At 45.9% G+C, this 20,409-nt stretch carries 17 protein-coding genes; 6 read left to right on the forward strand and 11 right to left on the reverse strand.

The features are described from left to right. The first annotated feature begins 180 nt into the window (after nt 1-180). From F0261_RS10215 to F0261_RS10225, 3 genes are all read left to right on the forward strand, one after another. Entirely contained in the window at nt 181-735 is a 555-nt protein-coding gene (locus F0261_RS10215; RefSeq protein WP_171337889.1) for a PH domain-containing protein, read from the forward strand. Further along, nucleotides 735-2,441 carry a PH domain-containing protein gene (locus F0261_RS10220; RefSeq protein ID WP_171337890.1) on the forward strand — a complete coding sequence of 569 codons (1,707 nt, stop codon included), beginning with the start codon at nt 735-737 and terminating at the stop codon, nt 2,439-2,441. Before F0261_RS10215 ends, F0261_RS10220 begins: the two co-directional genes overlap by 1 nt. Before the next feature lie 103 nt (nt 2,442-2,544). After that, a complete protein-coding gene (locus tag F0261_RS10225) occupies nt 2,545-4,122 on the forward strand; it encodes a sodium/solute symporter (protein ID WP_171337891.1) in 1,578 nt (525 codons plus the stop codon). Nucleotides 4,123-4,132: 10 nt separating this feature from the next. Here the strand turns inward: F0261_RS10225 and F0261_RS10230 are convergent, their stop codons facing one another. The 6 genes from F0261_RS10230 to F0261_RS10255 all read right to left on the reverse strand — a co-directional run bounded on the left by F0261_RS10230 (nt 4,133) and on the right by F0261_RS10255 (nt 12,267). Continuing rightward, complete coding sequence (locus F0261_RS10230) at nt 4,133-5,389, reverse strand: response regulator (RefSeq protein ID WP_049588096.1); 1,257 nt, start codon at nt 5,387-5,389, stop codon at nt 4,133-4,135. Nucleotides 5,390-5,510: 121 nt separating this feature from the next. Next, the gene (gene prpF, locus F0261_RS10235; RefSeq protein ID WP_168462803.1) at nt 5,511-6,692 is read right to left on the reverse strand and encodes a 2-methylaconitate cis-trans isomerase PrpF; all 1,182 of its coding nucleotides are present in this window, start codon (nt 6,690-6,692) and stop codon (nt 5,511-5,513) included. Between the two features lie 11 nt (nt 6,693-6,703). Then, nucleotides 6,704-9,295 carry a Fe/S-dependent 2-methylisocitrate dehydratase AcnD gene (gene acnD / locus F0261_RS10240; protein ID WP_061095773.1) on the reverse strand — a complete coding sequence of 864 codons (2,592 nt, stop codon included), beginning with the start codon at nt 9,293-9,295 and terminating at the stop codon, nt 6,704-6,706. An 18-nt stretch (nt 9,296-9,313) separates the two neighbouring features. Beyond that, a complete protein-coding gene (gene prpC, locus F0261_RS10245) occupies nt 9,314-10,438 on the reverse strand; it encodes a 2-methylcitrate synthase (RefSeq protein WP_171337892.1) in 1,125 nt (374 codons plus the stop codon). A gap of 225 nt (nt 10,439-10,663) precedes the next feature. Further along, the gene (gene prpB / locus F0261_RS10250; protein ID WP_014950533.1) at nt 10,664-11,539 is read right to left on the reverse strand and encodes a methylisocitrate lyase; all 876 of its coding nucleotides are present in this window, start codon (nt 11,537-11,539) and stop codon (nt 10,664-10,666) included. A gap of 65 nt (nt 11,540-11,604) precedes the next feature. Continuing rightward, complete coding sequence (locus tag F0261_RS10255) at nt 11,605-12,267, reverse strand: FCD domain-containing protein (RefSeq protein WP_171337893.1); 663 nt, start codon at nt 12,265-12,267, stop codon at nt 11,605-11,607. 796 nt (nt 12,268-13,063) lie between these two features. On the opposite strand from F0261_RS10255, the gene F0261_RS10260 reads away from it, so the two are divergent. The 3 genes from F0261_RS10260 to F0261_RS10270 all read left to right on the forward strand — a co-directional run bounded on the left by F0261_RS10260 (nt 13,064) and on the right by F0261_RS10270 (nt 16,111). Beyond that, the gene (locus tag F0261_RS10260; protein ID WP_014950531.1) at nt 13,064-15,328 is read left to right on the forward strand and encodes a TonB-dependent receptor; all 2,265 of its coding nucleotides are present in this window, start codon (nt 13,064-13,066) and stop codon (nt 15,326-15,328) included. Between the two features lie 126 nt (nt 15,329-15,454). Then, nucleotides 15,455-15,727, forward strand: coding sequence for a hypothetical protein (locus F0261_RS10265; RefSeq protein ID WP_014980136.1), 273 nt, complete (start codon nt 15,455-15,457; stop codon nt 15,725-15,727). 51 nt (nt 15,728-15,778) lie between these two features. Further along, nucleotides 15,779-16,111 (forward strand): hypothetical protein, encoded by a 333-nt coding sequence (locus F0261_RS10270; protein WP_171337894.1) that lies wholly within the window; start codon nt 15,779-15,781, stop codon nt 16,109-16,111. A gap of 7 nt (nt 16,112-16,118) precedes the next feature. Here F0261_RS10270 and F0261_RS10275 read toward each other — a convergent pair whose 3' ends face one another. The 5 genes from F0261_RS10275 to F0261_RS10295 all read right to left on the reverse strand — a co-directional run bounded on the left by F0261_RS10275 (nt 16,119) and on the right by F0261_RS10295 (nt 20,405). Next, nucleotides 16,119-16,739: a DNA-binding response regulator gene (locus tag F0261_RS10275; RefSeq protein ID WP_171337895.1), complete on the reverse strand. Its 621-nt coding sequence runs from the start codon at nt 16,737-16,739 to the stop codon at nt 16,119-16,121. Then, nucleotides 16,736-17,926 (reverse strand): sensor histidine kinase, encoded by a 1,191-nt coding sequence (locus F0261_RS10280; protein ID WP_171337896.1) that lies wholly within the window; start codon nt 17,924-17,926, stop codon nt 16,736-16,738. The genes F0261_RS10275 and F0261_RS10280 overlap by 4 nt, the downstream gene beginning before the upstream one ends. A 16-nt stretch (nt 17,927-17,942) precedes the next feature. Then, nucleotides 17,943-18,272: a multidrug efflux SMR transporter gene (locus F0261_RS10285; protein ID WP_014950526.1), complete on the reverse strand. Its 330-nt coding sequence runs from the start codon at nt 18,270-18,272 to the stop codon at nt 17,943-17,945. Nucleotides 18,273-18,300: 28 nt separating this feature from the next. Continuing rightward, entirely contained in the window at nt 18,301-18,897 is a 597-nt protein-coding gene (locus F0261_RS10290; protein ID WP_171337897.1) for a hypothetical protein, read from the reverse strand. A gap of 125 nt (nt 18,898-19,022) precedes the next feature. Beyond that, a complete protein-coding gene (locus tag F0261_RS10295; RefSeq protein WP_367613860.1) occupies nt 19,023-20,405 on the reverse strand; it encodes an MFS transporter in 1,383 nt (460 codons plus the stop codon). Nucleotides 20,406-20,409: the final 4 nt, after the last annotated feature.

A 20,409-nucleotide genomic window follows, 5' to 3' on the forward strand; every position in this document is an offset into this window, starting at 1 on the left:
AGCATAACGCGCTCTTTAATAGGTAACGTGAAAAAGAGGGCTTGCCCTCTTTTTTGTTATAAAAACTGCGCTAGAGAAAGCGGTCAGAGCAGCTTAGCAAAGTAGCTAAGTAGCTAAGCCTCTCCTTAAAAAAAGCGGCAGGCTGAACTTATTTATACAGTGGTAAAAGGAATTAATGCGATGAGAATTAGCGCACAACAAGAAACCGTGTTTTCAAATAATCAGCTTAGCGTAGAGGAAATTCCCTCACTTCAAACGCTCGCTTTACTTCCTATATCCAAAAAGTACCGGACACTAAATATCCTCTCCATTGGATTGATAGCCTTAGTGCTAATAGGTATTGCTTCTGCGTTACGATTCCAAAGCTTTTGGTCATTGCCAGAAGGACTGCTGCAAGCCTACCCGTATGTTGTAGCTGGTATCGTCGCTGTAGGCTCTCTATGGGCGCTGTACCACTTTTTTGCTGATGTACGCATATTTTATGCGATTCGAGAGCAAGACATCAGTAAGCAGTCAGGGCTAATTTTTAGAAAACTTTCGTGCCAACCTATTTTGCGTGTTCAGCATGTAGAGGTTAATCGCGGTCCATTGGACAGGTGGGCGGGTCTTGCCTCACTTCAGGTGTTTTCGGCTGGTGGTGAAATGCACACGTTTGAAATACCTGGGTTAAGCATTGAAAGGGCAGAGCAGTTGCGTGAGTTCATTCTTGCTCATAAAGACATAGGTGCACGCTAATGACGGTATCAGAAAGGCCTTCACACCAAGCGCCTACACTTAATCAGTCAAAAGAGCTGAAAGAAGATGCTGCGCTCAAGTCCCATGGGCAAGATGCTAATATGGAAGAACCGAAACTTAAAGTAGAGACGGGTGATGAGTGGCAGCGCCTCTCTCTAATTTCTATTTTGTATTTTACTATTCGCAATTTTACCAACTCGGCTCAAGTGCTTATTTATACCATTCCCGCCTTAGCCATATCGTTCAATATTTGGGATAACCTGCTGTCGCCTGAAGTACTAATCGGTGCTGGAATCCTCTTTCTATCTACCAGTGTCAGCGGCGTAATTAGCTTTTTAATGTACAAGTTTCGCGTGCACAACCAGCACGTTGAGATTCATCATGGCGTGTTTCAACGCCGCTATACCAACTTGCCCTTGTGGCGTATTCAAAACGTAAAGATAGAACGCCCTTTTTACTACCGACCTTTTGGGTACGCGCTAGTGGTGCTTGATACCGCAGGAAGTGGGAAAGAAGAAGCTAAAATTGTAGCGGTTCCTGAAGATTATGCTGAAGCGCTAAAAAAGCAGGTGTTGTATGAAAAAGCGCTGCATGATGAAGGTGACCTGGATTGTTTGCCAAATGAAGATTTATCCGACGAGCAGAGTTCATCTTTTTCCACGCCACGAACGCGCACTAAAGCGATAGATTCTTCCCATTCAAATGAAGAAGTATTAAATCGACGGTCCGTGAAAGACATTATTATTCACGGTATCACCAACAATCGCGTGTGGATCATACTGGGTGCTGCGGCACCTTTCTATGACGATGTGTTCGGTCTAGTTTCAGAGTGGTTAGCCGATAAAGGCTTGCAGCTTAATCAGCTGGTTGGTGAACAAACGGTTGCGTGGTGGCAATTTGGATTGTATGCCTTCGTCATACTCATGATGCTTATGGCGTTGGTGGCACTGCTCAGTATTGGTGGTGCGCTATTCACGTTTTATGGTTATACGCTTTCAAGATCGGGAGACCGCTATATCCGCCGAAGCGGCTTGCTTAATAAACTGGAAGTCAGCATGCGAGCTTCACGCATCCAAATGATTACGGCGAAGCAAGACTGGCTGGATAAAATACTAAAGCGTGTGAATTTGTATTTTGAGCAGAACTCAACGGCTGGGCAGCAAGTGCAAGAACTGATGTCGCCAAACAAGCTTATTGTGCCATCGGTAACCGAAGATGAAGCTTTTGCGCTTAGCCAAGAAGTAATGCCTGAATGCGACTTGCGAGGCCAAGATTATCATCCCATTAGCAAGCAATTCATTACTTTTTGGTTGTTTGCGGGTTGGACATTGCCATTGGCGATCTTTTTCACCATAGGCGCTGTGTCGTCCCATCTTGATATTATGCTAGGTTCACTCGTTGTCTTTAGTGCGGTATCGCTGTTACTCACGCTTAGGTGGTGGCGATGGGGTATAGCCTACGACAGTAAGTACGTTTATATAAGGCGAGGTAGAATAGGCATCGACTATCAATGCTTTGAGCCCTATAAAGCGCAGCAAGTTATCGTTAAGCAAAGCGTGTTTATGAAGCGAAGAAAACAGGCCACCGTTAAGTTTGTACTGGCTTCGGGGGCGGTGACTGTACCGTTTCTACCAGAAGACTACGTTAATAAACTAGCAGATAGTGTGCTATTCGAGGTGGAGTCAACCAGAAGGTCTTGGATGTAACGTACACTGTTTTTTTTGAGCGCCGCTTTTTTATACGTTTTTTTATGCAAATAGACCGAGTTTATGTAATGGTAGGTATTTAGTTGCTTAACCTTGCGTCTATATGGATATTCTTGATTACAGTGTCATCGCGATTTACCTCATCACGTTACTCGTTATCGGCTTTAGCTTGCGTGGACAGCAGTCAAAGAAAGATTATTTTCTCGCTGGAAGAAGCTTAAGTTGGAAACCGCTGTTACTTTCAGTGATGGCGACGCAACTCTCGGCGGTCAGTTTCATTTCCGCTCCTGCATTTGTCGGCTTCCGTGAGGGGGGAGGGCTGATTTGGCTCTCTTATGAACTGGCAGTTCCGTTAGCCATGCTTTTACTCATTACCACCGTGTTGCCTACATTATACCGAAGCGGTGTGGTGAGTATTTATGACTATCTTGAGCGACGTTTCTCTACCTCTACCCGTATTTGTATCAGTGTTGTATTTCAATTTAGCAGGGCCTTCGCTACCGGCATAATGGTTTACGCGCTATCCATTATATTGCAAGGAACCATGCAGGTTTCATCCACGCAGGCAATATTACTCATTGGTGTGATTACCGTTTTGTACTCCTTACAAGGAGGTATGAAAGCAGTTGTATATGGTGACGCGGTACAAATGGTTGTCATCGTTTTGGGCACAGCTATCTGCATTGCTTTTGGTCTAAACGCATTAGGCGGTTGGGAGCACTTTTTACAGCTACTTCCAAGCGAGCGGGTCTCTACCCTTAATTTTTCATCTCTGGGTTTTGATGGTGACGGCTTCGGCTTCTTTCCTATGGTGCTAGGTGGCGTGATCCTCTACGCCTCATACTACGGTTGTGATCAATCAGAAGCACAGAGGGCATTGTCAGCGAAATCGGAAAGCGATCTCAAAAAGATGATGTTAGCCAATGGCATTTTCAGGTTCCCTATAACACTTCTATATTGTTTAGCAGGCTTGGTGATCGGCACACTAGCGTTTAACGACGCCAACTTGCTATCGCAAATTCCTAAAGATAATCCGGACTGGCTTATGCCGGTCTTTATTCTTAATTATTTACCTCATGGGCTTATCGGCTTGCTTGTGGTCGCTATTCTTGCTGCAGCCATGTCATCACTGAGCTCAGCAATAAACTCTCTTGCCGCTGTTTCACTGGAAGATTATTTCAAACTCACTCGGAAACGCGCAAAACCTGAAGGCTACCTGAGTCATGCTAAGTTTGCGGGCTTGCTTTGGGGAGGGATTATTTTGCTGCTTTCGCTCAATGCTGGCGATATAGCGCCTACCGTTATAGAAGCGGTGAACAAAGTGGGCTCTGTTTTTTTTGGCCCCGTCTTGGCTGTGTTTCTACTTGGCATGCTAACGAAGAAGATAAAGGCCACACAGGTCAATACCGGCCTGATGTGTGGCGTGCTGACTAATTTTTCGTTCGCATTTTTTGTCGAGGACATGTTTTGGTTTTGGTGGAATGTAACGGGGTTCGCGAGCACAGTGATACCCGCTATTATCTTGTCTGTTTTGTCAGCTAATGATGAAAACGATACAGCGACGATCACCACCTCTGGTCAACGACGCTTACTGATTGATAAGCCGATTGCCACCCTATTGGTTGGCTATTTTTGCTTATTGGTCGTTGTTTGCTACTTAATGCCGCGTTGGCTGCAGTAGACTCAGTGATTTACGCCTCTACTGTTTTGGCGACTGCGTCTCTCAGAATAACCTGATCTTTGCCCGCGTGCTTAGCTTCGTACAAGCGCGCGTCAGCCACTTCTAACTGCGACTCCAAGCACTTGTGCTCCTCAGTACATACACCAATACTGCACGTAATATTAAACTTGTGATTGGTAAAAATAGTAGAGCGCACTGCATCCATAAACGCTGAAAGCGCCGATAAATACACCTTGGGCGGCCTCACCGATACCACCGTAAATTCTTCGCCACCGTAGCGCACAATTAGGTCGTCAGGGAAGTAATCTTTTAACAATGCAGCAAATTCCTGCAATAACATGTCACCCGTTTTATGGCCGTACGTATCGTTTACGCTCTTGAAGTTGTCAGCATCGATCATAGACACAATGACATCCTTTCTCGACGCTTTATTTGCAAATAACTCTTCTGCTCTTTCGTAGAGAAAACGGCGATTATATACCTTGGTTAGCGGGTCTAAGTTTGCTGAATTTCTAATAGTTTGAATCATTTCTTGTGATTCAAGGTTTTGCATAATTCTGCAGTAGAATTCTTCGTGATAAAACGGTTTGGACAAGAAGTCATTGGCGCCGCTTTTAATGAATTTCGAAGTCAACACGCTATCGCCGTTTGCCGATAAACCGATAAATACCAAGTCTTGCATGCGTTTTTCGTGGCGTATTGCTTTAACCAGTTCATAACCGTCCATATTGGGCATACGGTGATCGGCAATAACCATTTTAATATCGCGGTGATTATCAAGCTCTTCCAACGCTTCTAAGCCATCGTTCGCTTCATGCACCTGAAATTGGAATTTGCGAAGTAATGAGCAAATGTGATTTCGGCTCGTTCTAGAATCTTCCACTACCAACACTTTGGTAGTGAGGTTCTTTCTTAAGCGGTCTACAAGTTTAGACACTTGAAGGTATGAATAGCGAGACTCTTTTGTGATGTAATCCAGTACGCCCTGATCGAGTAGCTGAGCACGAGTAAATTCGTCGAAATTCCCAGTAAGCACGATTGTTGGAACGTTGTAGGAAAGTGCAAGTTCAACGCTCTCGCCGTTGGGCGCGTCGGGAAGGTTTAAGTCGACGATAGCTGCCAAGTAGTCGGTATCGCTCTCGAGGGCACTTTTAGCTTCCGCAAGATCTTCGCACAGATCACACGTAAAGTGAGGATTATCCTCAATAAGTTTGTTTACAATCTTTCGGACAGTGAGACTGTCTTCTACTACAAGAACTTTATACATGTGATTTACTCTCGGCACTTAGGCTTCGATAATAACCAATTATAGACAAAAAAGCCCTCAAAGAGAGGGCGTTTTATACTTATGTCTAAATAATTTTATTCTTATGTAACATTGCGTTGTACTAACTTTGTTCAGCGGGAACACGCACGGAGCCTTCCATCAAAATACGTGCGCTTCTGCTCATTACAGCTTGCTTAATTTGCCACTTGTCGTCTTCAAACGTAGCTCTTGCTCCTACTCTAAGCGTTCCAGATGGATGCCCAAAAGTAACCGAGTCTCTTTCGTCGCCGCCAGCTGCGATATTTACAAGAGTGCCGGGTATCGCCGCAGCCGCTGCGATCGCGACTGCTGCCGTGCCCATCATAGCATGATGAAGTTTCCCCATAGACAATGCGCGAACCAATACATCAATGTCTGAACCCAAAATATCTTTGCCACTGGAAGCTTGGTAACCTCTTGGAGGTGCAACGAACGCGACTTTTGGTGTGTGCTGCCTGTTTGCAGCTTCACCCACATCATTGATGAGCCCCATCTGAACCGCGCCGTGTGCACGAATTGCTTCGAACTTGGACAGCGCCTCGGAGTCGCTGTTTATATCATCCTGCAGTTCAGTGCCTGTGTAGCCAATATCTTCTGCGTTGATGAAAATAGTCGGAATACCCGCGTTTATCATGGTCGCCTGAAGTGAGCCTACGCCTGGAACTTCAAGTGTGTCGACTAATCGTCCTGTCGGGAAGATTGCCCCTTCACCGTCAGCTGGGTCTACAAAGGCCACTTCAACTTCTGCGGCAGGGAAGGTGACACCGTCTAGTTCAAAATCGCCGGTTTCCTGTACTTCCCCGTTAGTCATTGGCACCCTAGCGATAATGGCTTTGTTGATATTGGCTTGCCAAATATTGACGGTGGCGATGCCGTTTTCTGGTATTTTACTTCTATCCACTAGCCCATTGGTTATCGCAAATGCGCCTACGGCTGCCGTTAGGTTTCCGCAGTTTCCACTCCAGTCTACGAATGGCTTGTCTATGGCTACTTGACCAAATAGGTAGTCGACATCGTAACCTTCACGTTCACTTTTGCTTAAGATAACGGTTTTGCTGGTACTTGATGTAGCACCGCCCATACCGTCGGTTTGTTTACCGTACGGATCGGGGCTGCCAATTACGCGCAGAAGCAGGGCATCGCGCGCCGGACCTGGCTTTTGCGCGGCTTCTGGCAAATCGGTTAAATTGAAAAACACACCCTTACTGGTACCGCCACGCATGTAGGTAGCCGGTACTCGAAGTTGTGGCGCATACTTTGTCATGTTTTTTCCCCTCAGCTAGCTTCAGCTTCTAAGAAGTCCTTGGCGAAGCGTTGTAATACACCGCCTGCGCTGTAAATAGAGACTTCTTCTGCTGTGTCTAAGCGACAGGTTACCGGTACTTCCAGCTGCTCACCGTTTTGGCGGTTTACTACTAGCGTAAGCGTTGCCCCTGGTGACGGTTCGCCGCTTACGTCGTAAGTTTCTGTGCCATCTAGCTCTAGTGTTTTACGCGTAGTGCCCGGTTTAAACTCAAGCGGTAATACGCCCATACCAATTAGATTAGTGCGGTGAATACGTTCGAAACCTTCAGCTACAATCACTTCAACACCCGCAAGACGTACGCCTTTAGCTGCCCAGTCTCGTGACGAGCCCTGACCGTAGTCAGCGCCGGCTACAATAATCAGCGGCTGTCTGCGGTTCATGTAGGTTTCAATAGCTTCCCACATGCGCATAACTTGTCCTTCTGGCTCAACGCGCGCCAGTGAACCTTGCTTCACTTCACCGTTTTCCAGCACCATCTCGTTGAACACTTTCGGGTTCGCAAGGGTAGCGCGCTGTGCGGTTAAGTGGTCACCACGGTGTGTGGCATACGAGTTAAAGTCTTCTTCCGGTAAGCCCATTTTGTGGAGGTATTCACCTGCCGCGCTGCTGGCTAAAATAGCGTTTGAAGGCGACAAGTGATCGGTGGTGATGTTATCTCCCAAAATAGCCAGTGGACGCATACCTTTCATGGTGCGCTCAGCATCCATTGCGCCTTCCCAATAGGGCGGGCGACGAATGTAGGTGCTCATTTCACGCCAGTCATAAAGCGGGTTAATGTCTTTTCCGTAGTCAACGCTAAGGTCGAACATTGGCTCGTACACTTTTCTGAAGTGCTCTGGCTTCACCGATTTCGCTACAATAGCGTCAATTTCTTCGTCGCTTGGCCAAATGTCTTTAAGCGTTACTGGGTTGCCTTCTTTGTCGGTGCCCAATACGTCTTTTTCAATATCAAAGCGCACGGTACCGGCGATGGCGTAAGCTACAACCAGTGGTGGCGATGCTAAGAATGCTTGTTTAGCGTAAGGGTGAATACGGCCGTCGAAGTTACGGTTACCCGACAATACTGCTGTTGAGTAAAGATCGCGGTCGATGATCTCTTGCTGAATTTTGGGGTCTAGCGCGCCGCTCATACCGTTACAGGTAGTACACGCAAAGGCAACCACGCCAAAGCCTAAATCTTCCAGCTCGCTCATCAGGTTAGCTTCTTCAAGATACAGCTTAACGGCCTTAGAGCCTGGTGCTAGTGAGCTCTTAACCCACGGCTTACGGGTTAAACCGCGCGCGTTGGCATTTCGAGCAAGTAAACCTGCAGCAATTACATTGCGTGGATTAGATGTATTGGTACAACTTGTGATAGCCGCGATAATAACCGCGCCATCAGGCATTTTGCCTTCCTCCTCGGTCCACTTCGCTGCTATACCGCGACTTTCTAAATCGCTGGTAGGTAAACGTGCGTGTGGGTTAGAAGGGCCAGCCATGTTACGTCCAACAGCAGAAAGGTCGAACGTAAGCACCCGCTCATACTCGGCAGTTTCTAAATCATCAGCCCATAAACCTGTGTGCTTAGCATATTGCTCAACTAGCGCAATTTGCTTTTCCTCACGTCCTGTTAGGCGCAAGTAATCAATAGTTTGCTGGTCAATGTAGAACATGGCTGCAGTGGCGCCATATTCCGGTGTCATGTTCGAAATGGTTGCGCGGTCGCCCAGCGTCAGGTGCGATGCACCTTCACCATAGAATTCAAGATACGCGGAGACTACGCGCTCTTTACGCAAAAATTCAGTTAACGCTAATACAATGTCGGTTGCGGTAATGCCAGGCTGTGGTTTGCCGGTAAGTTCAACACCTACAATGTCAGGCAAACGCATGTAAGACGCCCGGCCTAGCATAACGCTTTCCGCTTCAAGGCCGCCAACGCCTACGGCAATTACACCAAGTGCATCAACATGCGGCGTATGGCTGTCTGTACCTACTAGCGTGTCAGGGAAGGCTACGCCGTCGCGAGCTTGAATAACCGGCGACATACGCTCCAAGTTGATTTGGTGCATAATGCCGTTACCCGGGGGGATAACATCCACGTTCTTAAATGCCGTTTTTGTCCAGTTGATAAAGTGGAAACGGTCGTCGTTACGTCTGTCTTCAATTGCACGGTTTTTTTCAAACGCGTCTTTCTCAAAACCAGCATGCTCTACAGCTAATGAGTGATCCACAATCAACTGTGTTGGAACTACGGGGTTAACCTTCGCCGGATCGCCGCCCTTTGCGGCAATAGCATCGCGAAGCCCCGCTAAGTCTACCAGTGCCGTTTGACCTAAAATGTCATGACACACTACGCGAGCAGGAAACCACGGAAAGTCCAAGTCGCGCTTACGATAAATCAGCTGTTTAAGTGAGTCGGTAAGCATTTCAGGGGCGCATTTGCGCACCAAGTTCTCAGCCAGTACACGTGAGGTGTAAGGCAGCTTGGCGTAGGCGCCAGGCTCAATAGCATCTACCGCTTCACGGGTATCGAAAAAATCGATACCCGCGTTTGGAAGCGGTTTACGGTAATCAATATTCATAAAACCCCAACCTTAATCTTAAGCGCGTTCGCTAATAGCTGGCACTGGGCGAAGTTCTTCGCCTGTGTATTCTGCTGACGGACGAATAATACGGTTGTCAGCGCGCTGTTCCATAACGTGTGCTGCCCAACCGGTTAGACGAGACATTACGAAGATTGGTGTGAACAACGGCGTAGGAATACCCATGAAGTTGTACGCAGAGGCATGGAAGAAATCGGCGTTACAGAAAAGTTTCTTCTCGCGCCACATCACTTCTTCACAGCGAACAGACACAGGGTAAAGTACGTCGTCACCCACATCAGCAGCCAGTTTTTCAGACCATTGCTTGATAATTTCGTTACGCGGGTCAGAGTCTGAGTAAATAGCATGGCCAAAGCCCATGATCTTCTCTTTGCGCTCAAGCATGCCCATCATTTTTTCTTCTGCGTCATCAGCAGAGGTAAAGCCCTCGATCATTTCCATGGCGGCTTCGTTAGCACCACCGTGAAGCGGGCCGCGAAGTGAGCCGATAGCACCCGTTACACAAGAATGCATATCAGATAAGGTTGAAGCGCAAACACGTGCAGTGAAGGTAGACGCGTTAAATTCATGCTCTGCATAAAGAATTAACGATACATGCATAACCTGTTCATGAAGTTCACGTGGCTTTTCGCCATGAAGCATATGAAGGAAGTGACCTCCAATTGAGTCGTCATCGGTTTCAACGTCTACGCGCACGCCGTCGTGCGAGAAGCGGTACCAGTAACAAATGATACTTGGGAAGCAAGCTAACATACGATCCGTAACATCTTGTTGCTGGTCGAAGCTGGTTTCCATTTCAAGGTTACCTAGCATTGAACAACCCGTGCGAAGTACGTCCATTGGGTGAGCATTTTTTGGTATGCGCTCTAGCACTTCTTTAAGCGCGGTAGGAAGGCCGCGCATGCTGCGAAGTTTTGTTTTATAAGCGTCTAGCTCAGACTGGTTAGGTAGCTTGCCCTTTAGAATAAGGTACGCTACTTCTTCAAATTGACAGTTTTGCGCTAATTCTTTTACGTCGTAGCCACGATACGTTAAACCAGAACCTGATTTACCTACGGTTGATAATGCTGTTTTGCCTGCAACTTGGCCGCGTAAACCCGCGCCACTTAACTGTTTAGCCATCTTGTTGTCTCCGGTCTTGTAAAATTTGTAAGGTACTTTTTTAAAAATTTAGAAATAAAAATTACATTGAACTCATCACGCGAGTGGGGGCTGTACACAGGTAGAGGCATGGATGCCGAAACGGAGCCCCCATGGATGGGTTCACGGCATGGTAACGCCCTGTGTACCGTTCCAGCTTCAATGGTGCCTCGCACCTCACTCGCTTCCTGCTGTTTCGTATTCGTGTTAGTTCTTACCTTCGGCGAATAGAGCATCTAGTTTTTGCTCGTATTCGTGGTAGCCAAGATAATCGTACAGTTCCATACGTGTTTGCATGCTGTCGACAACGGCTTTTTGGTCGCCGTTTTCAAGTATAGATTTGTACACCATTTCTGCTGCTTTATTCATCGCACGGAATGCACTTAGCGGGTAAAGCACCATGTCGGCACCCCACTCACCAAGCTCTTCTTTGTTCCATAGTTCGGTTTTGCCGAACTCAGTAATATTGGCAAGGATCGGAACGTCTAGTGCTTCAGCAAATGCACGGTAATGTTCTTCGGTTTGCACTGCTTCGGCGAATATGCCGTCAGCTCCCGCTGCAACATAGGCTTTTGCACGTTCAATGGCTTTGTCTAAACCTTCTTGTGCGAACGCGTCGGTGCGCGCCATAATAAAAAAGTCTGGGTCAGTTCTGGCGTCAACTGCAGCTTTTATGCGGTCTACCATTTCTTCTGTGCTAACAATTTCTTTGTTAGGACGGTGACCACAGCGCTTTTGCGCAACCTGGTCTTCCATATGAACTGCCGCCGCGCCCGCTTTTTCCATGTCGCGAATAGTTTTGGCAATGTTAAATGCTCCGCCCCAACCGGTGTCGATGTCTACCATGAGCGGAAGATCGCATGCGCTGGTAATGCGCTGAACGTCTGCAATCACATCATTAAGTGACGTCATGCCTAAGTCCGGTAGGCCGTAAGACGCATTCGCTACGCCACCACCTGAAAGATAAATTGCTTGGTGCCCAATGGCCTTTGCCATCATGGCAGTATAGGCGTTAATGGTGCCGACAATTTGTAGCGGTTTGTTGTTCTCTAATGCGGTTCTGAATTTCTTTCCTGCACTCATGATAATCACTCGCTTATTTGAAAGTAGGGTAAAGGTGAATTAGGTATGAAGAAGACTGAGTGGTGTTAACCATGATTAAGCTTCTTCTCAATATTATTTTTTGAATAAAGAATATGGCGACGCATTAGCATTTCAGCCAGTTCCTCGTCGCGATTGGCAATAGCGTTAACGATGTGTCTGTGTTCATCAAACGCAGTGCTTACGCGAGGGCCAGCCATACCGAGCTGTACGCGATACATACGAACAAGATGGTAAAGCCCGTCTACAAGTACGCTGATAAGATGATCGTTTTTACTGCCGGTTACAATTCTGTAGTGAAAGTCTACATCGCCGGCTTCTTGATAATAACTTTGACCGTCTTTTACTTTATCGAAGTGGCTATCAAGCAACGCCTGCATGTCGGCAATTTCTTCATCGCTCATGTAGCGTGCAGCCAAGCGGGCGGCCATACCCTCTAATGCTTCGCGCACTTGGTATAGCTGAATAAGGCCTTCGGGGGACAGTGCAACCACACGGGCACCCACGTTAGCTTTACGTTCCACCAAGTGACAGGTAGCGAGACGATTGATGGCTTCACGAATAACGGCGCGACTGACTTCATACTTTGTCGACAATTCCATTTCACTCAGCTTACTGCCTGCTGAAATGATCCCCTCAACAATATCCTTTCTTAATTGAAAGAAAGTGCGGTCGGCATTGGTGATGGCTTGTTCGCTTTTTACTAACACTGTATAGAATCTTTAAATGACTAATGTCGACAATATATGCCCATTTTGGTGTTTTTTCAACCTTAAAAGGTTTGGATTGTCGACAACGAGAGTAAGATATTAGTCTGATAGTCTTGTTTAGCGGCCTGTGTTGACAGTTGTGCAATGGTTTAATGGCATACGCAAACAGAGCCATGTGTCAGCTTACGTCTATTAGGCGAACCTTGCGCAACCATATTGATAGCTACTGCCCGGACGGAGGAGGGAATTTGGTAACGAAAGTTACATACAGAGGTTCTGAGCTAAAGAATGATTCAAGCCAATGATGATTTGTTTAAAGTTTGTCCATCTGGTCTAGGTCTTCTTTACTTTATTCGCTTAGGTGTTGTGAAGAGATAGAGTAAATTATCTTCATGATATCTAATTGTTTTTATGGAATTTATACATACTTTGTGTTTGGTGCTTAACCTAACCAATTAGTCTAATTTTGAAGTCTTATTTTAGTAAAAGTGTAATATTTTACTTTGCAAGATCGTAATCTAACGGTAACATATCGTTCCAGTCTTCAAGCCTAAATTCTTCTACTGAATTTTAGAGGGCTGGAAAAGTAAGTTCTACTTTTAAAGCAGAGTTTCATTGAAAGTAAGTTTGTAATGTTTTATTGCGACTTACTTTTTTATTGCCTGTAATCCAGTATAAGCACAAGGTTATGTGCGCCTCTTAAATTAGTGAGTTTAGTCTTTCAAAGTTCCAAAGAAGAACTTGAAGCGGCCTAGAAATATTATTACACCTAACACTCACGCAAAGGGGTTATACCATGAAAACCAATACTGACGTGTCTAAGGCACTCGCCAGTAAGCTTTCACCTGTCGCACTAGCAGTAGCGATGACCGTTCCAGCAATTTCAAATATTGCCGTTGCCCAAGAAGCAGAAGCAACTGAAGAGCAACAATTTGAAGCCATTACCGTTACCGCAACAAAACGCCCTCAAGTTATCTATGAAGTTCCAATTGCTATTAGCGCCTTTGATGGCGACAAGTTAGCTGACCAAGGTATTACTGACCTGACTGACGTTGGTAAATTCGTTCCAAACCTAAACGTTACTGGTTTCTCTGCCGGTCACACGTCGTCTGTAAACCCATTTATTCGTGGTATTGGTCTTCAAGATCACCTAATCACAACCGATCCGGGTGTGAGTGTTTATGTAGACGGTGTTTATCTGGGCCGTCAGGTTGGTCAAAACTGGAGCCTAAATAATATTGAGCGTATTGAGGTACTTCGTGGCCCTCAAGGTACGCTATATGGTCGTAACTCAATTGGTGGTGCAATTAACATCATCACAAAAGAGCCAGACCAAGGTGATGTGACCAAAATCAACACTGAATTTGGTACACGTGGTCGCGTTAAAGCTGATCTTTTTGTTAACCACGGTCTTTCAGAAACCGTAGCGTTTAACATGAACCTGTCATTTAACAAGCGCGATGGTCTTGGTGAGTTCATCAACGTGCCTAACGCAGAGTACGATGTTGGTGAGACTGAAGATGTTTCTGGTCGTGTCTCTCTAAAGTGGGAGCCATCAAATGACTTCCGCATGGTATTAACTGCAGATGCTAACAATGGTGACGGCGGTCTGCGTCCTTACACTGTGCTAATTGATGAAGTGGGTTCAGATCGCTACTTCGGTGGTCAGAATGGTGTTGGCGTACCGTTACGCAACACAGATGTGACACCTGAAGGCGCTGATATCTACGACAATGCAACAGGTACTGAAGCAGTAACTGGCGTGTCGAACGAAGCGCGTGGTCTTTCACTCACTACTGAGTGGGACATTAACGAAGATTACACTGCAAAGGTTGTTGCAAGCCAGCGTACATCTAAGTACAAAGCAGGTCTTGATGATGATGGTACAATTTACTCGTTAGATCAGTTCCCTGAGCGTGGTGAAGCCGATCAAACATCAATCGAACTTCAGCTTAACGGCTATATCAACGAATACACTGACTTTGTTGCTGGTGTTTACTACTTCAACGAAGAAGGTAGCAACCGTCAAGGTGACGACTCTAGTTTTGACGGTGGGGCTAACCTGCTAGAACTCGATCAAGAAACCACTTCAAAAGCGGTTTACGTTAACGTTCGCCGTGACTTAACTGATGAGCTTAGCCTTTCTGGTGGCCTTCGTTACACGAAAGATGAAAAAGAAGCATCAGCGAACGTATTTTCAGCACTTGGTACTATCTATGATTCAAATGATTGGGACGAAGTGACGTGGGAACTCGCCACTAACTACACATTTGAAAATGGCATGACGGGCTATGCGACAATTCAGTCTGGCTACCAGTCGGGTCAATTCCCAGCACGTCCTTACTGCCTAATTGGTGAGTTCTTCGGTGCAGGTGGCTTTGATGATATCGAAGGCGCTCAAGCGGCGGTTCGCGCAAATAACTGTTTTACGGCGTCTGACAATATTACTGCTACTAACTATGAAGTAGGTATTAAAGGTCGTGTGAATGACTACTTCGACATTAGCGTTGCAGTATTTAACACTGAGTTTGAAGATCTTCCTTACCAAGTAAGTCGCGTGAGCGAAGGTGGCTTCGACACCGCAAACCTTGTGGTAGAGCAAACATCTCGTGGTGTTGAAGCTGATGCTACGTTTACCTATGGCAACTTCAGCATGATGACCAGCGTTGGTTATATGGATGTTGATGTTGAAGAGCAAGATGGATTCAATCCTGTAGCGCCACTTACTCCAGACCTAACCCTTGCAATTGGTCCGCAGTATACCTTTGAGCTTGATGGTGGTGATTCAATTCGCGTACGTGCAGATTACTCATATCGTGCAGAAATGTATGGTGAGCCTACTTCAGCACCTGAGCGGATGACTAAACTTGATAGCCGTGAGCTTGTTAACTTCGACATCGCTTATACGCCAGCGAATGATGCGTATACTGTTGCACTTTACGGTCGCAATATTTTTGATGAGCGTTACGACAATGCACGCTTGAATACAGGTGACTACATCCTGCAAATTCTAAGCAACGACGCAAGCGAGTTTGGTGTTAGGTTCTCAACTGAATTCTAATAGCTACAACGAGTTACAATTATAAAGCCAGTCTAAAGACTGGCTTTTTTTTGCTTATTTTTTCTTGTTTTATCCTCATTATTAGCATAGTTTTAAAACTGTTCTAAAAATGCCCAGCAACTATTTATGAAAGTGAAAGCACTTTACGGTATTGGTTTTCTTGTTGTTAATACGCTTTTGTCAGGGTGTACCTACACGGTGTATTTACCCGACGATGAAGATATAAACGCTAAGAAAAACGGCAAGATTGCAGTTGCTAAACCTGAATTTGGTAATCAATGTCGTTATAGCGGAAACGGTGAGTATGGCGCGTGCCCAACGTCAAATAGTGAAATGGTTGGAACATCTTGTTCTTGTCCAACACCTTCAGGGCAGATTATGGGAACGGTGTCGAAATAGTAGACGTGCTTTTGTAGTAAGTAGGGCCTTTCAATCATACGGAGATGGAGCGTGGGATTGTTTACCAGTTTTAAAAAATCGCGGTTAGAAAAAAAGTTTAAGAAAAACGAATGGGTAATCATTCAACCTATTCCGTTCGCTCAATTTGAACAACTTATCGTAGACCATGTAGACGGAGGTTGGGAAATAGAAGATGACTATGAACGGCTCGCTGAAACGACCGCTAAGTGGCAGTGTGAATTACGCAAAGGTACGAGTATTTTAACCTACGTGTGGACCGCTAAACACCAAGGTATCGTATACGGTCCCGAACGCGTGCTTACCGGTTTGTCTGAAAAGCTAAATATACCGACGTCTACAGCAATTGCTACAACGTGGTTTTAAGCCTTTATTAGAGCCAACCTTTTTGTTTAGCTATGCGAGCAGCATCTACGCGGTTGGTCGCGTCGAGCTTTGAAATAGCCTCTGAGAGGTAGTTTCTTACCGTACCTTCAGATAAAAACAGTGATTGAGCAATGCCTTGGGTTTTAAGCCCTTCTGAAGCAAGTTTTAGTGCGGACATTTCTTTTTGCGACAGTGGATTGTTGTCGTCAAGAGCCATGATGGCGAGCTCAGTCGAAATTACCTTTTCTCCCGCAGAGACTTTGTGAATGGCATCTATCAGGTAGTCGCTGTCAGACTCTTTCAATATAAAACCCTTAACCCCTAAACTTAATGCACGCTTGATGTAGCCTGGTTTAGAAAAGGTAGTCATTAATACCACCTTGGTATTGAGATTTTGCTTTGCAATGTGGGCGGCTAGATCTAGCCCTGAAACCAGCGGCATTTCAATATCGCTCAAAATAATGTGTGGTGCAGGGTTATCATTTAAATAATCAATGGCTTCCTTTCCATTACTGCACTTTTCAACAATGGTTAAGTCGTCTTCTAATGACAGAAGCATGGCAACGGCATCGCGAACCAGCGACTGGTCTTCAACAATCAAAATAGTAGTTGGCGCTTTTGAGTTCATAGGGGTGCCTTATGTGACAAAGCTTGCTCGGCAGTAAGCTGAACCCTGACAATAGGGTGGGGAAGGAAAGAAATGTCCACATCCGCATGAATAGACGCCGCGCGTTCTCTAATTCCCATTAATCCGTTTCCTTCTTTGATTGATGCGATGTTCTCAATTACGCCATGATCTTTATAGGTCATTTTTACGGTTTGCTCATTAACTTCAAGACCAAGGGATACCGCGTTACCGTTTGAATAGCGTAAGGTATTGGTTGTCAGCTCTTTGATAATAAGCGCAAGCTGGCTTTCTTGTTTAGCGCTTAAACGTCCTTCAGCGCCGCCTTCAATATCGGTTGTAACATTAAAGCCGTTTTCTTCTAACAGTGATTTGTCTTTTGCTATTTCATCGCTAAGAGAAAGCTGCTTGATATCTGACACCGCTTGACGAATATCACTCAGTAGCGCTTGAGAAAGCTGTGCCAGCGCTTTCACCTCGCGATGCGCGTCTTCAATCTTATCTTTGCTTATAAGTTTATCGGCCAGTTGTGCCTTTAACGAAATAGAGCTGAGTGCGTGACCCGCAACATCGTGTAAGTCTCTGCCTATTCGCTCACGTTCAGCGATCGCAGACAATACTCGTAGTGCTTCGGCCTGCTGGCTCTCTTTCAGACTATGGAGCGTTTCTTTGCGCTCCATAACACCAAACCCGAATAGCACTAAGCTGTTGAGCAACGAAGCACTTAAAAGAAAATGTGCGTTGTTAAATACGGTAATGTGCAGTGACAAGAGTACCAGCATCATCACGCCTATGCTCATTATGCCTGTCTTGAGCGAATTGTAATAACCTACGATAAAAGCAATAAAGCCGATAATGGTTGCGCCACCAGGGTTTTGAAAGCTGCATGCTACCGAAAGTAGAAACATGAGTAGCAAATAAGTGGGCAGTGTTTTAACAGGCTGGTTTATGGCTTTAATGTAAAGAATGACAAAGCTAAGGTATCCCAGGGTTTGCAGCACCCATGTTTCGATGGGAAGAGGACGGGAAATAATGAGTGGAACAAAGAAGAACAGTGAAAAGAACAAGCTTCCGTGAGACCAGCGCTTTTTCCGTCCACTTGCCAAAAGGGGCATGTCAGGCGCGGTACTCTCGTTTTTGACGGCAGGCCCCGCGCTGTTACTATCTTGTATGCTTTTATTGCTGAGCATTGTGAGTATTTCGTCCCTACTGAAATACAACGGCAGACTTGCTAGTAATTAGCAGCGTACCAGAGATAATTAACATAATACCCAGCACGGCATAAATGTCGAAAGTTTGTTTCCAAAATACCACCGAGGCAGCAGTGATAAGTGCGATTCCCATACCCGACCAAATGGCGTAGGCGACCCCAATTCCCATGTTCTTTAAGACCATGGCAAACAGCATCCCAGATATCGCGTAGAAAAAGATAGCGCCGTACCCAAAAGCCCACTTCTCCCATCCGTTCGACATTTTAAGCAGCATGGTAGCGGTAACTTCGGTGATAACTGCAACTGCCAAAAGTAAATAAGTCATAGTGCATTCCTTCTTAATTAAAGTGAAATTAGTTAGATCTGATTGATTGAAAACGGCGTTCAAGGGTGATTAATGACACAATGTAGACAGCGACAATCACAGCCGATATTGCCTCTACCCGTGCATCGGGAAACAAGTACCAAGCGGCGACAATGCCGAAGGTTCTGGTTAGCGTGTGAAAGTAGCCTATCCAGTGTTCGATAGCCCATGATAAAGGCATCCACATCAGGCCTGCGAGAATGCCAATACTCAATGGAACGGTGGTGTGGTCGATGGCTGCAACGGGAAGCGCAATGGCGAATACCATTAGGCTCATGATCATGCCAACGAAGAAAAGACGGTCAAAACTGTTCTTTGCCTGCTTTTTGGCAAAAAATCGCTCACCGGTGAGGTAGGAAAGGCCTGCACCTAGGTAGAAGATGGCACCTGTGCCGATATACAGCAACCAGGTTATGGTTAATTCAGATACAAAGGGAGCGCTGATACCAAGCAGAGCCCAAACAACAGTGCCTGCCAGCGGCATGGCTATGAATCGGTTCTTTTTAAAATCTTCCCGCTGCTGCTCCAATGGGATGGAAGCATTCTGAACGGGAGTTATTGATGAAGCGTGAGATACTTGTTCCATGAGCTTTACCTGATGTTGTAGTGTCTATAGGTAAAGTATGCCGAGGTACCTCAGATTGCGTTAGTCACAAACGTCACCAATCGCGTATGACAATTGTCATCAGTTCACTTAATGAAGCCTATGAATTATGTCTGTCGTGCTTTTTTCGCTTTTCGTTTGTTTAACACTGAATCGCCATCTTCCTTAGACAGCATTAAGCTATCGTAAATGCTGACAAGCGCTACTGCGGCCATAAACATCATAGATAGCGTAAACGTTTGTAGGTTTGGCATATTGGCGCTTTGTCCAAGAATGAATGCTGCAGCAGCGATAGCAAGCGCAGAAAGGGTAATGCCAAGACCGCGGTTCATTTGCATTAAAATGGCGCCTAGCGTGTTTGCGTCTCGCATTTTATTGGGGGGGACGTCGGCAAAAGCAATGGTGTTTATTAACGTTAAGTGCATTGAGCGAGTAATACCGTTAACAAATAAAATAACGGCAATAGTAAATGACGATGTGGAGTGATTTATCATCGCGAGCGCCACAAAACCAAGGGCGATGAGCACGCCGTTAACTACAAGCACGCGTTTGAAGCCGAAGGTATTCATGATCCACGTTGTCGCTGGCTTTATCGCTAAGTTTCCAGCAAACAGCCACAGCAACAATGAGCCGGCTTCTACAGGTGAGTAACCTAATCCAAGCTGGAGCATGAGTGGCACAAGAAATGGTGCACTGCCAAGTGCGACACGCATAACAGAGCCGCCAAACACAGTAAGCCGGAAGGTTTTGTGTTGCATCGCATCGAAAGAAAATAGTGGGTTCTTGGCCGTTTTTACGTGTTTGACTGCCAATACCATGAGTACTAAGCCAATAGCGATGATGCCAAGTGGTCGAATAAGCTTGTCGCTGGTACTCGCTAAAAACTCGATCCCCGCCATAAACAGCGCAAAGCCGATTCCGGTGAGCAAAAAGCCTTTAATATCGAATTTACCTACATTGCCTTTAATGTTTTTAAGGAGATACAGTGACGCGATGATAGCGATTATGCCCAGTGGAATATTCATATAAAAAATCCACTGCCAGCTGAGATGAGTGGCGATGTAACCGCCTAGCACAGGGCCTAGTAGCGGTGCGCTTAACGCAGGCCAGGTTATAATGGCCACGGTTTTTACCAGCTTTTCCTTTGGCAAGTCCCGCAGAACCACTAATCTTCCCACGGGAACCATCATTGCCCCGCCTAAACCTTGAAGAATACGAGACAAGGTAAATTCGAATAAGCTGGTACTCAGACCACAAAGCACCGAGGCAAAAGTGAATACGGCAATCGCTGCTACGAATATAGTGCGAGCGCCAAATTTATCGGCGGCGTAACCACTTAATGGAATAAAGAGTGTTACGGCTACCAAGTATGCCGATACACCAATAGATAGGTGGGCTGCCGGCACATTGAAGTCGGCAGCAATGACAGGTAACGCCGTGGTGATAACCGTGGCGTCTAAAATTTCCATAAAGAGTGCCCCTGCAACCAAAAGG

Origin of the sequence: Alteromonas sp. 07-89-2, from assembly GCF_013113925.1 — a bacterium.
GTDB lineage: Bacteria > Pseudomonadota > Gammaproteobacteria > Enterobacterales > Alteromonadaceae > Alteromonas > Alteromonas macleodii.